The sequence below is a fragment of the Halostagnicola alkaliphila genome, from assembly GCF_055379965.1.
In genome coordinates this window covers 504,248-520,026 of record NZ_AP043826.1, presented here as the reverse complement: position 1 = coordinate 520,026, position 15,779 = coordinate 504,248, and the positions used below count along the sequence as shown (strand labels likewise).

The window sequence follows — 15,779 nt, the reverse complement described above, 5'->3', positions numbered from 1 at the left end:
ATAGTGAACTACCCCTGCCTACTCACTCGCCGCTAACGCGGCTCGTTCCTTGAGGCAGGGGCTTCCTGCTTCGACGACGCGACTTGCAGACACGGAAATCGAGTCTACAGCGGTCGCAGTCTCCACAGGCGTTTCTTCGGAGTGAACCACTCCTAGTTCCGACAAGCCACGTGACTTGACGTTCAACGCCGCATTCCAGTCTCTATCCAGTTCGAACTCACACGACGGACACGAGTGCTCGCGCACCCACAACGTCTTCTCGGTCTCCACACCACACGACGCACACTCTTTCGTCGTCCCACGAGGTTCGACTTCAACCACGTAACAGCCGTTTTTCCGACCGTGGTGTTTGAGAATCGTGATGAAGTCACGCCAGCCAACCTCAACCTTGTTCCGAGCGTTGCCATCTGATTCCAGCATCGACTTCACATTGAGGTTCTCGACGAACACGGCGTCGTACTCCATCGCGTAGAAATGAGCGAGCTTGTGCTTGTAATCGCGCTTCTTGTTCGACATCCGAGTGTGAACCTCAGCAACGCGGCGACGCTGTTTCTCCCAGTTTCGAGATTCGTGTTGTTTGCGGGAGAGCGAGCGTTGCTCGCGTTCGAGTCGCTCTCGCTCGTCGGACAAGTCAAGTCGCCCGATTGAACGTCCGTCCGAGTCGTGAACGAAGTTGAGGACGCCGAGGTCGAGCCCCACGGTGTCTTCAGCATCGATGTCTTTTACATCGGGTTTATCGGGCTCTTCTGTACTGATACAGAATGAGGCATACCACGCTCCTGTAGGTTCTTTCTTCACCGTGACCTCTTTGATAGCGTCGTGTTCGGGCAAGTCACGATGGAGTCGGATTGGAATCTCCAGCGTTTCGCCGTGGACTTTTTTGAGTCGGAGTATCGCTCGGTCTCTCGGGCCACTCTTCTTGTCGAGTTCGAAGCCCGATTGTCGATACGTAAAACTCCGATACTCCCGCGGCGACTTCCAGTGCAACGAACCAACATCATATCCCTTGTCTTTCAGCTTGCCGAGGTTGTTGATGTTGGTTCGAATGCGTTCGACAGCTTTCTGCAACACAGTGGAGTAAACCTGTTTGAGATCAGTCCACTGTTGTTTGAGATTGGGTAGGTCGTCACGGACTTGCCAGACGCGTTGTCGAAGCGTTCCTTCGTCTTCTGGGATCTTGTTGAATTCGTGGAGCGCGTGGTTGTAGACTTGTCGCACGATGTCACGAGTCCAGTCAAGGCTAATGGAAGCCACACAGTACAGAAAATGGCAGTACTGAAAATAACAGTGCTGAAAGCGGTACTGGAAATAACAGTGCTGGAAATGCCAGCACTCCGTCCATCGTAGGGTCTGTATCTCGAGACATCCGCACGCTTAAGTCGATCCCGAAAGTTGATATCCTCAATATGGATTACTCGCTCGAAATCGACGAGACACCGGAGACAATTCCAGGTGGGACTGGCATCCTTCTACTTCATCCGAGCACAGGCGAAACCGACCGCATCGATACGGAATTTTTCAAAACGGATACCGATCACTTCCTCGTCGTCTCCACTCGAACCACTGCCCGGGAAGCGAGACAGAAACTCGAGTACTACGACGTCGACGAGGAATCCGCCGAGATACTCGACACGCTGAGCATCGAACGGGGCTACTCGCGGCGCTCGAGCGATACCGTCCATTACGTGAGTGCACCGGACAACATCGACGGTATCCTCGAGCACATCGACGGCTTTCTCGACGCACACGACGGAAAACTTCGGATCAGCTTCGATTCCGTCACGGAACTCGCCTACTACGCCGACGACGAAGCCGCCCTCGAGGCCGTCGAACAGATTCTCGGACTGCTCGAGGAACACGATGCGATCGGACTCTTTCACCTCTCCGAAGAAGTTCACGACGACGACATCGTCGACGCGTTTCGCGACCTCTTTGACGGCGTGATCGACCTCGACGAGGACGGTACCGTCGCCGTGGAGTTCTGACTCGAGCGTACCGAATCGGTTCGGATACTCAAAACCGATCGCGTCAACTGCGGTTCGTCCCCGAGCGCATTGTTAGGGTTCGTCCTCGAGGGTTTGTTAGGGTTCGTCCTCGAGCGCGTCGAACGTCTTTTTGACCCACTGAATCCCGTACTCGGGACCGTGGTCTCGATAGGCCTCCGTTTCGAGCGCGCCGAACGGCGCCGGGAGTTCGATCGCGTGTTTGATCGAGGCACACGCGAGCTCCGTCGCATCGGCGAAATCGGTTTCCCCGCGCGCAACCGCCCGCGGGAGTTTGCCTACTCGTTCCTCGAGACTCGAGCCCGCATCCTGCCAGGCATCGGCGAGTTCTGGGTGATCGTCGTGCCAGTCGGCGAACTCGTCGCGGGTCTGTAGACCCGTCCAACCGTCGAAGAGTGCCGCTGCGATCTGGTACGTCGAGTTGGGATCGAGCGGCGTCGCGGCTGATAGTTCCGGATATTGGTCCTCGAAGAATCCCAAAAAGTGCTCTGGAATCTCCAGAGAGAGTTCGACGAGCGCCTCTGCGAGCAGGAAATCGATGAACGCGTCCGGAGAGCCCGCCACTCGAGGCTTTACGATGACGACCGGCGGATCGGTCTGTCGAGTCCAGGCGACGCTCCCGTCACCCGGCATTCCGATAGTGAAATCACTCCCCGCATACCGATTCAACAGTTCGGGTGCATCGTCAGGAAGCCACGATGCGGGATACGTCGTCGGCTCGAGCGAATCGACGACGAGTCCGAGATCCTCAGCTTGCGCTGGCGGAAGCGTTTCGAAATCTTGGTTGCAGTCGAAAACGAGGGTGTTTGGTGCATATTCATCTCGAACGTCTTCGACCGGCCTCGAGAGCGGACGATCCTCGAACATCAGACGAAGACGGTCTGAAAGACGAGCAGGATCGACAGCAGGGCCGACGCGGTGACCGTGGTGAGAACGATCTTGGTTGCAGTACTCATACAGGAGTCGTCTCGGTCACGTTGCTTAAATCCATCTTTCTCCAGCGAATTGGACGGGGCCAACGGTCGTTCGAGCCGAGGCCAACGGTCGTTCGAGCCGAGGCCAACGGTCGCTCGAGTCAAACCAATACTGGAGACAAGAGCGCACCACCTCTCGAGTTGAAATTGTGCCTTCTGGAAGTAATCAGAGGGACAGGCTTATCGAGCGGTGATTTGAGAAAGATCTAGTCGAACAAACCCCCATCGTTTCAGCTGGAGTGAGAGTCGAAACAGCAGGAGTGGCAGTCGAAATGGATCCTACTCTTCGCTTCCGTCTCGCCACGAATCCGGGACATCGATGACGTATCGGCCGTCCTCCTGAAGGGAGATGATGTACTCCTCACGGTTGTACAGTTCCATCAAATTCAGCTCGTACTGGCCCGGTTTGAGGATTTTGATACTCTCGAACTGTTCGTTGAGTTCCGCTCGGAGATCCTCGAGCGATGGCTGTTCTCCCGTCGGTTCGCTCACGACACGTCCGTGGTCCGGTGCGGTGGCGTCTTCGATCGGTGCTGTCGAATCCGGAAGCTCGTCCGATTGAACGACATCGCTTCTGGCACTCGCCTGTGCGGTATCCTCACTTTCGATAGGATCGGTTTCGACCCGGGCGGTACCTGTTTCTTCGGGTTCAGTTCGTTGGGAATCAACCGGTTCGGAATCGGCCGATCGGGGATCAGTTCGCTCGGAAGCCGTCCCATCGGTTTTCCGATCAGTACTCGTGGCTCCGGATGCGGACGGCGATCCTTCGGATGGGATATCGGACGGTTCCGACCGTTGGCCCGCTTGCGGATCTGTAGTACTCGCTGAATCGGAGGACTCCTCGAGATCAGAGTCTGCAGTTGATCGGTCTTCGGGCGGTCGTGCGGAGTCCGGCCACTCCGGAAATTCACCGCTCGAGGACGGAATCTCCTCGCTATCGCTCGCAGTCGTCCATTCAGAAACCGTATTCTGAACTGGCTTTTCTGAGTCGGTCTCGCGGTCGGTTTCGTCGCGCGTTGCAGACGAGTTTTCAACGTGAGGATTAGACGACTGGGAGTTTTCAGCGTGAGGCGTAGACGAGTCAGCGTTAGGCGTAGACGATTGCGAAGCGTCTGTAGTTTGCTGTGTGTCGATGCTGTGTGTAGGTTGCTCCTCGCTACTGCGTGTGGAAGTCGTCGTCTCTGGACCGGTCTCCGACTGACTCGAGACCTTGCCAGTACTGTTAGATCTATCAACAGAGTCAGTCTCAGTGTCAATGGAACCTGTCTCAGTGTCAACGGAATCTGACTCAGTAGACACGAAATCCCGAACCGTTTCGGCCGCTCGAGCGGCGACGCTATCGGTTGACCCGTTCGACGGTGGATCGGGGGGTGTACTCGAGTCGCCCGACTCGACGCCGGGTGCGTCTGCTTGCGCCGTTGTGCCTGCTTGAGTTGCTGACGACGGGGCAAACTGGAACTTGTTGCCGCCACAGTCGGGACAGCCAGAGAGCATCTCCTTCGAGCCGTCGGGAAACGTGCGGCCGCAGTTCGTACACTGATGTGGCATTAGTTACGGCTGACGAGCGCGCTGATGAGCGTTTCGTCCTTGTGAAGTGTCTCGATCTGGTTCGCCGGGCCGATAACGGTGAGTTTCTTCGTCGACTCGTTGTTACCCATGATTCGACCGAGGATCGACGAATTACCCGTACTCGACTTGGGATAGGTCTCGATCTCGATACCGTTGAACTCGTCGGGGCTGATTTCGGCCATCGTCACCTCGATGAGGCGACTCTCCTCGTCCGGCGAGAGGCCTTCCTCGAGGATCACGATATTGCCGTCGTGGACGCCGTCGAGGATCATCCGGATCTTCTCCATGCTCGCCATCCCCTCCATTCGTTCGCCGCTGATGAGATCGATCTGTACACCGTCGGGGCTCTCCGGTCCATCTCCGTCGTCTGCGTTCGTTGCTTTCGGCATCTCAGGTCACCCGAAGTACTCCGCGATGTTTTCGTACACTTCGTCCATGTTGTCGCCTTCTTTCGCCGACAACGGGACGGTCTTGTGCTGTGGGAACGCATCCTCGATACGTTTGACACTCGCGTCGTCGAGATCGATCTTGTTCGCGAAGATGAGGACTGGGAGATCGCGCGATTCGATGATCCCGATCAACATCGTGTTGACCTGCGTGATCGGGTCTTCGGCGCTGTCGAGCACGTAGATGACGCCGTCAACGTCCTCGCGAAGCCAGTGCATGGCTTCGGCGACACCCTCCGTCGCTTCTCGAGAGCGGCGGATCGCGTCGTCCTCTTCCATTTCGCCGGTAAACTCTTCGTAGTCCACCTTGGTCGTGACACCAGGAGTGTCGACGATATCGATAGTGACTGACTTTCCATTGCGCTCGATTTCCACGCCTTCTTTTCTACGCGCGCGCCGCGTTTCGTGTGGAATGTGACTTTCCGTTCCGATCGCGTCGCCTGTCCAGTCTCGAGCGATTCGATTCGCTAACGTCGTTTTCCCGGCGTTCGGCGGCCCGTAGATTCCAATCCGCTTTGGCTCCTGTTCGGAAAATAGCCGATCCGTAGCGCGAGAGATACTATCTTTAAGTCCTTTTAACAGTCCCATCCTAGGGGCCTCCAGCACCATATGGGTGCATCTGCGCGTACTACGGAACTGTACTCACTTAAGCCTACGTCAGACGTATTCACTATTCAACAAGAAAGACGGTCAATAGTGTGAATGAGAGAGTGGGAGAGTGGCATGATTGCGGTGGAAGCAGAAGGATCGGATAGTGTGGAGTGGATTGACATCCTCCCCGCGCTGAAGCGCGAGGATTCCCACGGCGCGTATCCCCGTCCTCAGAAACCTTCTGATGGGCTGCACGAGAGCTTGCTCTCGTGAACGCTGTGAACGGCGAGACTTTGTGCTTACTCAGCACGGAAAGTTGAATCAGGGTGGAATGGCAGCAAAACAGATGGTGAATTGGGAGTCAATGTGCAGACGATACGGTGGCAACGAGTACCCACTCGAAAGAGGGGTAATTGAGATCGAGGTCGATCGCGATCAAACGGAAGGTTCCGATGACGTTCATTTACGATACCTCGAAAACACAGGATAGAGAGTGAACCGAGCGCAGTCATAGTATCTCGAGGGTCGGTATAGATTATGTGTACTAGAACCATACTAGTATAAGCGTCCATTCCCCCACCCCTTTGTTTCGACTGGAGATGGCGAAAAGAGGAGGGTGGTGAGTTTCGATTTGGAGGGATTTTGGGAGAGCAAAGACGAGAAATATGATTAAAAGAGTGGTAGAAGGTGTCTCGAGGGTATACGGAGTAGTTGAGGGATTCTAGTAAGTGAACGGCTATAGAGCAGGTATTCTAGTAATGACTAGGGTTACTTAATCTAACTCTAGTAAAACAATGGTTTTGCTAGTTCTGCGGATACTGTTTCTCGACTATTGATATAAATCTTCCCATAATAGAAACCTCCCCCTCCCCACCCCCTCTCGGAACGTTCTCCAGTCGAAACAAAGGGGTGGGGGTTAGAAGCGGGCTTTGGTACTCTAGCACATACTCACTCATATATACACATTCTTTCTCTTCACATTTTCTGCTCTCCTTTCTGGTTATCATCTCCGGGTATCACTACAGTGGATGCGATCGCACTCAATTATGGTCATCAATCGACTCATTATTCCCTCAATTGACCTCAATTGAAGTGGTCGAAGTCCTATTTAGACAACCGACTTGATACGGCCGACTTGACAAGTACTCGTCTCCAATTACCCCTTCTCCTACCACTTTCCCCAACAACCTTTCCTTAACCACCCTTTCCTCAACTACCCTTTCCCTAACCACCATTCGCAAATAATTTCTCCTCATCTCTCTCCGATTCTGGGAACGTAGTCCACCACACTGATCTCACCGAGGCTCTTCCGTTCATGTCCGAAATGGTAACAATAATAATGGTTATGGGAATCCGAAGGGAAGAATTTAATATCTAGGTGTTCCTCTGGTTCGTTTGCATCAACTGGACTCCGATCGCGAACTCGTACGCTTGAATAAGTTCTTTCAGGGCCGTACGAGGCATAATAGATCGCGCCCGGGTTACTTTCCACTCGAAATGAGGGGGTGTACGAACGACGAATGTCTGACGATGAATTGGATATGACGGATTCGAATCGTGACGTCGAACTGGGCGGCCCAGACGGGTTCTCCACGGAACTGAAAGGCTCCGGTCTCGGCGACGAAGAGCAGAATCAAGGGCTGTTCGACGACCTGTTGAGCGGTGAACCCATCTTTGAAAACAAGGAGGTTCTTCGACCGTCGTACACTCCCCACGAACTTCCCCATCGGAGCGATCAGATCAACAAAATGGCGACGATTCTCGTCGCCGCGCTTCGCGGTGAAACGCCCTCGAATATTCTCATTTACGGGAAAACCGGTACGGGGAAAACTGCGAGTGCCAAGTTCGTTAGTAAGGAACTCGAGAGCACGTCGACGAAATACAGCGTTCCCTGTGATGTCGAGTACATTAACTGCGAAGTAACCGATACGCAGTACCGCGTACTCGCACAGTTAGCGAACAAGTTCATCGAAGAGAACGAACGTCGAATCGACAGCCGACTCGAGGAACTTCGATCGCTCGTGGAATCGGTCGAGGAGTTCGACGCGACGAACGAGCGCTCCTCGAGTTCCGATAGCGAGCAGGATTTCGCAGCGTCCTCGGACTGGAAGCAACTCACGGAGGGTCAGTCGAACGACGACAACGGGCCGACGGCAGAATCGTCGTCACCGGCGAGTCGAGACTCACCAGAAAATAGCTCTTCGAAAAACCCTGAAGCCGACACCGCTGTCGACCAGACGAGTATAACTCCCGTGGACCGTTCCGATTCGGATTCCGATGGCTCTTCACCAGACGAGGGCTCTCCACCAGACGAGACGGGGACACGCGCGCGAGACACAGCCCCGAATTCCCCTGATTCCCACCCCGACGCAACTGATCCGCATTCCACGACTGAATCCGGTTCTGCTACGTCTGAGGCTTCGGGTTCGGACACTACTAATTCGGACATTGACCTTACGTCGGGCGGTTCTCCAGTCGAAACGAAGGGGTCACCGGAGGGCGAGGGGGCAGCGTCGTCTGCAGTCGAACCGTCTTCTCACCCGCTTGAGTCGACGCCGTTCGACTCGATTGAGGCTATCGAGGATCGGATTGAAGAACTCGAAGAGGACAAAGAGTCATTCGAGGAAGTGCCGATGACCGGCTGGCCGACCGACCGCGTGTACAGCGTCTTCTTCGACGCGGTCGATTACTCCGAACGGGTCGTCGTGATTATGCTCGACGAGATCGACAAACTCGTGGAGAAAAGCGGCGACGACACGCTCTATAATCTTTCGCGAATGAATTCCGAACTCGAGAATTCGCGGGTATCGATCATCGGAATCTCGAACGACCTGAAGTTCACCGACTTTCTGGACCCGCGCGTGAAGTCGAGTTTGGGCGAAGAAGAGATCGTGTTTCCACCATACGACGCGAATCAGTTGCGCGACATCCTCCAGCACCGGTCGGAGGTCGCGTTCAAGGGCGGTGCGCTATCGGGTGATGTTATCCCGCTCTGTGCGGCCTTCGCCGCACAGGAACACGGGGACGCTCGTCGCGCACTCGATCTCCTTCGAACGGCGGGCGAGCTCGCCGAGCGATCGCAATCGGAGACCATCGTCGAGGAACACGTTCGACAGGCACAGGACAAGATCGAACTCGATCGCGTGGTCGAAGTCGTTCGCACCCTTCCAACGCAGAGCAAACTCGTCCTCTTCTCGATCATTTCCCTCGAGAAAAACGGCGTCAAGAGCATCAATACGGGAGAGGTCTTTAATATCTACAAGCGCCTCTGTGAGGAGATCGACGCCGATGTCCTCACGCAGCGCCGAGTGACCGACCTCATCAGCGAGTTAGACATGCTCGGTATCGTCAACGCCGTCGTCGTCTCGAAGGGCCGATACGGCCGGACGAAAGAGATCAGCCTCTCCGTCCCTCTCGAGGAGACGGAGGCCGTCCTGCTCTCGGACTCGAGACTGAGTGATATCGACGATATCCAACCGTTCGTACAGGCCAGGTTCGAGAACTAAGTCGAGCAGTCTCTCTCATACTGGTGTGTCGGACGACTTTACACATCTAGCTCGAGGTCTGCTAGCTCAAGGTTTGTCTCCGCGATTACCGGACTTCGACCTACTATTACAGGACTTCGACTCGAGACTACGGTCGCAGGCCGACTGAACTCGAGTCCAAAAGGCTACCCAAATTTTGACTCGAGAGTGATTCCGCTAGCCGGGAATGCTTCCACACGAAATGAACGGCTTACTACCGGCCGAACCGCCGCTTCCCGGCGACCGCGGCAGTCCCTGCGAGACCGCTTGCTCCGATCGAAACTGCGCCGATCGCTTCCGGCGTGATCGGCGACGAGACACCTGCAATTCCGAGCAGGTAGTCGTCGAAGAACAAGCGGACGTTGCCGAGCCACGGGATCCGGAAGGAGGCTTTTCCGGTAACCCACTCGGGGTGGACGATGCTATCGTCATTCGTTCCGGCGTTTGCTTGCTGGTCGTAACCGGCGTTGTTGTCACCTTTCGTGATGAACCCCTCGTGTTCTGCCGGACACGTCTGTACGTCGTCGCAGGTCACGTCCTCGCCGATAATCTCCGGATCCGCCTGTGCAACCCAGTCGTCGCCCTCGTCGACCCAGAAGTGAGCTCTGTGTATCACCGGTGTTTCGGTTGTGCTTCCGCCCGGTTGGAACACGACGACATCGCCGTGCATTCCGAATTTGTCGTGGCCACTCTCTTGACCGTTCTCGAGCGTAACGACACCGGTTCCATCGACCGGATCGTCACCCACGAACCGATCGTCGTCGACGACGAAGACCAGATCTCCTTCCTTCATGTTCGGATCCATGCTCCCGCTCTCGACGGCGACCAGGGGCGGCCAGATACCGCTGATACCGAACAAAATGAGTCCGATGACGGCGACGATCGCGACACTCGTTAGAATGTCCCTGACGATCAGGACGGTTCCGTCGTCCGTTTTGAGAAACCACCGGACGATTCCATCGTCCTCGATCGTCACCTGTTCATCGCTCGTCTCGTCCCTGGATTGGCCGCCCGAATTCGACGAGGTGTTCGAGCTCAGCGCCGAATCGCGATCTGGATATCGCTCAGGCCGCTCTGACTCGTGGGGTTCAAACGAGGGAGCGGATTCTTCTTGCTTGTCAGGGCTCCCTGTGTCGTCATCCGAGGCGGCCGTTCCACGCTCGGACGCGGAATCGTCCTCGGGATTTTCTCGAGTGTCTTCGGTAGGTCCCGGTTCACCACCCTCGTCCGGGTGCTGATCAGTCTCGTCCGACTCGGACGACGAACCGGTTCGGTCTCGGTCGTCGTACGCATCGCTGCCGTCACCATCGCCCATTGAATTTCATTTTGCGAGGACCGTGCATCAACTTTCCCCTCCACATCACTCGACAAAGAACGATCGATTCGTCATCCTTTTCTCACCAGTCACGAATGCGAATTGTGTGCCACTCGAGGGACCAGCTCGGATCGTCAGCGAGTTGACTACCCGCGGGTACAACGCGGAGCGAGAAGCCGTAACGCTCATTGCGGCCACGGAGCACCCACAGCCGACCCTCGAGCGCGTCGTCGACGCGCTCCCCGAGGGAACGCTGGTCGTCCGTTCGGATCACGTCCGGAGAGTTCTCGAGGACGCGCACTCTTCTTCGAGCGGTTCGAGACCGGATTCCGCCTCGACCGATTTACCATCAGGAACTGTATCGAACGATTCCACGTCGGAACCCGTTACGTCCGATACCGCCGACACGAATCTATCCGGCCAGCAAGACCCCTCCGTTTCAACTGGAGACACCGATCCGGATGCTCGTCCCCGAGGCGAGGAAACTCCAGTCGAAACAGGGGGGTCTCCCGACCGGATAGAACGGTCGGGCGATCTCTCGGAGCGTTCGCTCGAGATCGCAAACGACATGACCGGCGATAGTACGGGAACGGGCGAGTACAAGGACTTCGTCGCCGTTTTTCGAGATCGACTCGAGCGACTGGGATCGAAACTTCGGGGCCGGTTCAATCATCGGCCCGCCTCGGCTATCCAGAGCATGCCTGGCGGAAGCGAGGCGGCGATGGTCGGACTCGTCAATGACATTCGTTCGACCGCGAGCGGCCACTGGTTGGTCGAACTCGAGGACGCCACGGGGACGTTTCCGTGGCTGGTGATGAAAGACAGGGAGTACGCCGAACTCGTCGAGGAGTTACTCTGCGACGAGGTGTTAGCGATGGAGGGGACCTTAGCTGACGATTCGGGGATCGCGTTCGTCGATTCGATGTCGTTTCCAGACGTTCCGCGTATGTACGAGCCATCCACCGCGGATCGTCACGTTCAGGCGGCGCTCATCAGCGACGTTCACGTGGGGAGCCAGGAGTTCATGCACGACGCGTGGAATCGATTCACCGACTGGCTTCACACGGAAGAAGCCCAACACGTCGAATACCTCTTGATTGCAGGCGACATGGTCGAGGGTGTCGGCGTCTATCCCGATCAGGACGAGGAACTCGACGTCGTCGATATCTACGACCAGTACGAAGCCTTCAACGAATGCCTCAAACAGGTTCCCGGCGATCTTGATATCGTCATGATTCCGGGGAATCACGACGCGGTTCGACTCGCGGAACCACAGCCAGGTTTCGACGAGAACCTGCGGAGCATCATGTCGGCTCACGACCCGCGAATCGTCAGCAACCCCTCGACGGTCACCCTCGAGGGCGTTTCGGTCCTGATGTATCACGGCGTCAGCCTCGACGAAGTGATCGCCGAACTTCCCGAGGAGAAGGCCAATTACGATAATCCCCACAAAGCGATGTACCAGCTCCTCAAAAAACGCCACGTCGCGCCGCAGTTCGGCGGCCACACGAGACTCGCTCCCGAAAAGGAGGACTATCTGATCATCGAAGACGTGCCGGACATTTTCCACACCGGCCACGTCCACAAACTCGGCTTCGGCAAGTATCACAACGTGCTCGCGATCAACTCCGGTTGCTGGCAGTCCCAGACGGATTTCCAAAAGAGCGTCAATATCGATCCTGACGCCGGATACGCGCCGATCGTCGATCTCGATACGCTCGACGTGACCGTCCAGAAATTCAGTTAACCTGGCGTGTTTCGGAACGCGGAATCCCGGAGGTCCCCAGAGCGGTATGCATCACGACTCACGGCTCGAGTCGAAACTTCTGGGTGCGAGCGTTTTCGAAACGAGGGCCTGACCCGCAGTTTCGAAACCCGAGTTCGTCCGCGGCGTCTTTTACGCCATCGGCGTCGGGTGAGATTAAGAGTTCGACGGTCATCGATTCACACTCGGCGAACCGAACCGGCTCGGCCAGCAGTTCGACGCAGGCGTCGTCCGTTCCCCCAATCTGGGTGACGTGAACGGTGTCGTCTTTCGCATCGAAACTCACGAACCCCAAGAGGTCTTCCGGATTTGATTCGTTGTACTGCGTGTCGTCGGTCGTGATGTCGGCGTTCGGATCGTGGGCGCTGTCTTCGGCGACGCGTACCGTCCGATCGTGTACGAGGTTTCGCATCACGTCAGTCGGTGAGTCCGCGATGGACGCAAGCGCGTCGGCATCGGCCTCGAGTGCGTCGCGTATGTTCATTGGTATGTGGTAATGATACGCAGTAACATAAATTTCGTCCGTTTTCTGCCGCTCTCGAGTCGGTGATCGGGACGTTCTTTTTCGGAGACAGTCCTATCGTGAAAGCCAGCCACGCTCGAGAGCGGAGGTAAAAATACGCTCGATGGGACACAGTTATTTGCCCGCTCTGGTAATGGACTCGCATATGAGCAGAATCACGGCCACTCACATCGATTGTGGGGTGTCTCTATGCGCGTTGTAACCAAATTCGGGGGAACGAGTCTCGGTTCGGGAGATCGAATCAATCGCGCCGCCGATTCGGTCGCCGCAGCTGTCGAAGACGGCCACGAAATCGCCGTCGTCGCCAGCGCGATGGGATCGACGACCGACGATTTGCTGGATGATATTACGTTCGAAACGGGCGACGAAGACAGAGCCCAGATCGTCAGCATGGGTGAACGGACGTCCGTTCGGATGCTCAAGGCAGCGCTTTCGGCTCGCGGGATCGAATCCAGATTCCTCGAGCCGGGTAGTGAGGGCTGGCCGATCATCACCGACGAACACGGCGAGGTCGACGTCGAAGAAACACAGCGTCGCGCCTCCGAAGTCGCGGGGTCGCTCGAGAACGAGGTTCCGGTCATCACGGGATTCCTCGCGGAGGGCACGGACGGCTCGATCACCACCCTCGGTCGGGGCGGAAGCGATACGACGGCCGTCATGCTCGGCAAGTACATGGACGCGGACGAGGTCGTTATCGTAACCGACGTCGAAGGCGTCATGACCGGCGACCCGCGCGTCGTCGAAGGAGCCAGAAACGTCGGCGAGATTTCCGTCGACGAGCTTCGAAACCTTTCGTTCCGCGGCGCGGAGGTCGTCGCACCCTCTGCGCTCTCTTACAAGGACAACACCCTCGACGTTCGCGTCGTCCACTACCAGCACGGCCACCTCCTGAGCGGCGGGACGAGCATCGAAGGCGAGTTCCAGAACCTCGTCGACCTGCGAGAGCGCCCCATCGCTTGCCTGACCGTCGCCGGTCGCGCGATTCGGAACCAATCCGGCGTCTTCCAGCACCTCTCCGAGGCGCTCGGCGAGAGCGACGTCAACATCGAAGCGGTCGCCAGCGGCGTGGACACGGTGACGTTCTACATCGACGAAGAAGAGGCCGAGCGAGCCGAGAACATCCTCCACCGCGAGGTCATCGCCCGCGAGGAGTTCTCGAGCGTGACCGTCGACTCGCCGATGGCCGTCGTTCGCGTCACCGGCGGCGAACTCCCCAACCAGCCGGGGATCATCAGCGACATCGTCAATCCGCTTTCGGAAGCCCGAATCAACCTCCAGGACATCATCACGAGCGCGACCAGCGTTGCGCTGATCGTCGACTGGGACGACCGCGAGGAGACCTTAGAACTGACCCAGGACCTGTTTTAGACGATCGGCGTTTCGGCGACTCGAGGCCTCGCTTCGCTACTTTCCTCAACCGAGATTTCGCACGCTCCACAGCGTGGACGGGCGCAGATGGCCTTCGTACTGGATACGAGTGTCCTATTCCGACGCGATCGACGTATCAACGGAGCCGACGAAGACGCCGACTATCGAGAGGAAGATACCGAAGTACGCCGCCCCCCACGCACCATCCCCAACCATAATCGATAGTAGTGTGAAATTGATGCCGAGTAGGACGAGTTTCAACCCAATCATATACTAAACAACCAATAACTGATGAATATATGTTTCGGATACAGATTGAAATATTATTTCACTCTTATTTGACTCCCAAGGGATGACGAAATATAGTCTATTGTGGACGCCCACAGTAATACCCGAGTGAGTCAACGACCTCTTCACCTTCACTGGATACTGCTGGTGCCCAGTATGGGAAATATTGTGATGGGCTTGAGTGTCGATCCCACGCTGGATTCACGGTGACGTCAACGACGTGTTTTCCGTCCATTGTATCACAGAATCCAACAGACTCGCCAACACTATAGGATTCGTACTCGATGGTCGTGCGTGAGGCCGTTGTCGAAGGTCTAAGTTCGATCTGGTGAGAGACGCGGCCGCTTGAGGTGTCAGACGTGTCTGCGAGGGTATTAGCGGATTGGCTAATTGAATAATCAACACCGATTGTATCGTTGGTGATACCACCGCCGAAAGTCACCCGTGTTCCGTCATCGATATCGTTTTTCGGCGCAATATCCTCGGAACTGACATTGCTGCCACTGCCCCAGTCTGTAACGATCTCGCATCGCTTATTTCGACGGTCGTTATAGGCTGATTGACAGTAATCTGACTGTCCGCTATTGCACAGGTTCCTGGCCGAATTCATTCGAGCCTTTGCCTTCACGGCGTATACGTTAACTTCACCGGGAACTCTCCGAAGTTCGTGGATCCGCTTTACGTTTCCGTACGGCGGTTGTTCGGACCAGACCGATACGTCTCCATCGCTGTCATTAACCCCCGACAGTTCGCTCCAGTCGATATCTCCTCCCGAGTGGGGTGTGACGATCTGTTGACGTTCTTTTCGTTGTTCCAACCGAGAGAGGCTCTCTTCCAACATTTCCTGTATCTTTTCTTCCGGACTTGAAGAGGCCGTAGACTGAGTGGTGATTTCAGTATCTTCCGTCTCTTCCGTCTCGATGGTTTCCACGAAGTCTTCCGAAACATTTCCGTCCGCGTCAACAACGAGATTATATCCCGTTATATTTGCGTTCTCTTCGAGATTATCCAGATTTCTCAACTGATAGTTTTTGAGTGAACCTCCGTCTTCAACAAACTCGTTAAATTGGGACCGGCGGGCATCTTCAATTTCTTCGGGCGAGAGTGGACTCAATTCAGATCCAGGCAGTGTTTCAATGTACGCGTCATCAGTTTCTGCAGACACCTGCCCGAGTATTCCACCCGACGACACAAGCACTGTGGATGCCTGTAGAATTCGACGACGACTCATCGTGTGATTCTCGTTCTGGCTATGATCTTTATCAACCATACTCTATATGTTGGTAGTACAATAATAAATCTTTACACTAATCAGTTAGGTTATAGAATAAATAACTGTATAGGTGAAACACATATGTGTGCTGGAGGGAACCATCTGGACTAACACCGTACTATGAGCGAGACGCTGGCCCT

The 15,779-nt window shown here is 55.8% G+C and carries 13 protein-coding genes; 4 read left to right on the top strand and 9 right to left on the bottom strand.

Annotated elements, in window-relative coordinates; all coding sequences use genetic code 11:
* Positions 1-18: 18 nt before the first annotated feature.
* Positions 19-1,254, bottom strand: a complete 1,236-nt coding sequence (locus ACZ5C7_RS07695; protein ID WP_464375752.1) for an RNA-guided endonuclease InsQ/TnpB family protein — start codon at positions 1,252-1,254, stop codon at positions 19-21.
* A 152-nt stretch (positions 1,255-1,406) separates the two neighbouring features.
* On the opposite strand from ACZ5C7_RS07695, the gene ACZ5C7_RS07690 reads away from it, so the two are divergent.
* Complete coding sequence (locus ACZ5C7_RS07690) at positions 1,407-1,985, top strand: DUF7090 family protein (RefSeq protein ID WP_464375751.1); 579 nt, start codon at positions 1,407-1,409, stop codon at positions 1,983-1,985.
* Between the two features lie 96 nt (positions 1,986-2,081).
* Here ACZ5C7_RS07690 and ACZ5C7_RS07685 read toward each other — a convergent pair whose 3' ends face one another.
* From ACZ5C7_RS07685 to ACZ5C7_RS07670, 4 genes are all read right to left on the bottom strand, one after another.
* The gene (locus ACZ5C7_RS07685) at positions 2,082-2,870 is read right to left on the bottom strand and encodes a DUF7089 family protein (RefSeq protein WP_464375750.1); all 789 of its coding nucleotides are present in this window, start codon (positions 2,868-2,870) and stop codon (positions 2,082-2,084) included.
* A 386-nt stretch (positions 2,871-3,256) separates the two neighbouring features.
* Positions 3,257-4,525 (bottom strand): Zn-ribbon domain-containing protein, encoded by a 1,269-nt coding sequence (locus ACZ5C7_RS07680; protein ID WP_464375749.1) that lies wholly within the window; start codon positions 4,523-4,525, stop codon positions 3,257-3,259.
* Complete coding sequence (locus ACZ5C7_RS07675) at positions 4,525-4,935, bottom strand: DUF2073 domain-containing protein (protein ID WP_283836590.1); 411 nt, start codon at positions 4,933-4,935, stop codon at positions 4,525-4,527. Before ACZ5C7_RS07675 ends, ACZ5C7_RS07680 begins: the two co-directional genes overlap by 1 nt.
* 6 nt (positions 4,936-4,941) lie before the next feature.
* Positions 4,942-5,580, bottom strand: a complete 639-nt coding sequence (locus ACZ5C7_RS07670) for an Era-like GTP-binding protein (protein WP_283836589.1) — start codon at positions 5,578-5,580, stop codon at positions 4,942-4,944.
* A 1,523-nt stretch (positions 5,581-7,103) separates the two neighbouring features.
* Here ACZ5C7_RS07670 and ACZ5C7_RS07665 point away from each other — a divergent pair.
* On the top strand, positions 7,104-9,089 hold the full coding sequence (locus tag ACZ5C7_RS07665) for a Cdc6/Cdc18 family protein (RefSeq protein WP_464375748.1): 1,986 nt from the start codon (positions 7,104-7,106) through the stop codon (positions 9,087-9,089).
* 232 nt (positions 9,090-9,321) lie between these two features.
* On the opposite strand, the gene ACZ5C7_RS07660 is transcribed toward ACZ5C7_RS07665, so the two are convergent.
* Positions 9,322-10,422, bottom strand: coding sequence for a S24/S26 family peptidase (locus ACZ5C7_RS07660; RefSeq protein ID WP_464375747.1), 1,101 nt, complete (start codon positions 10,420-10,422; stop codon positions 9,322-9,324).
* 106 nt (positions 10,423-10,528) lie between these two features.
* On the opposite strand from ACZ5C7_RS07660, the gene ACZ5C7_RS07655 reads away from it, so the two are divergent.
* Positions 10,529-12,169 (top strand): DNA-directed DNA polymerase II small subunit, encoded by a 1,641-nt coding sequence (locus tag ACZ5C7_RS07655; RefSeq protein WP_464375746.1) that lies wholly within the window; start codon positions 10,529-10,531, stop codon positions 12,167-12,169.
* Between the two features lie 58 nt (positions 12,170-12,227).
* Here the strand turns inward: ACZ5C7_RS07655 and ACZ5C7_RS07650 are convergent, their stop codons facing one another.
* The gene (locus ACZ5C7_RS07650; protein ID WP_464375745.1) at positions 12,228-12,671 is read right to left on the bottom strand and encodes a hypothetical protein; all 444 of its coding nucleotides are present in this window, start codon (positions 12,669-12,671) and stop codon (positions 12,228-12,230) included.
* 228 nt (positions 12,672-12,899) lie between these two features.
* Here ACZ5C7_RS07650 and ACZ5C7_RS07645 point away from each other — a divergent pair, with 228 nt between their 5' ends.
* Positions 12,900-14,078: an aspartate kinase gene (locus ACZ5C7_RS07645; RefSeq protein ID WP_464375744.1), complete on the top strand. Its 1,179-nt coding sequence runs from the start codon at positions 12,900-12,902 to the stop codon at positions 14,076-14,078.
* Positions 14,079-14,192: 114 nt separating this feature from the next.
* Here ACZ5C7_RS07645 and ACZ5C7_RS07640 read toward each other — a convergent pair whose 3' ends face one another.
* Positions 14,193-14,348 carry a hypothetical protein gene (locus tag ACZ5C7_RS07640; RefSeq protein ID WP_464375743.1) on the bottom strand — a complete coding sequence of 52 codons (156 nt, stop codon included), beginning with the start codon at positions 14,346-14,348 and terminating at the stop codon, positions 14,193-14,195.
* A 97-nt stretch (positions 14,349-14,445) separates the two neighbouring features.
* Positions 14,446-15,636, bottom strand: coding sequence for a hypothetical protein (locus tag ACZ5C7_RS07635; RefSeq protein WP_464375742.1), 1,191 nt, complete (start codon positions 15,634-15,636; stop codon positions 14,446-14,448).
* Between the last annotated feature and the right edge of the window lie 143 nt (positions 15,637-15,779).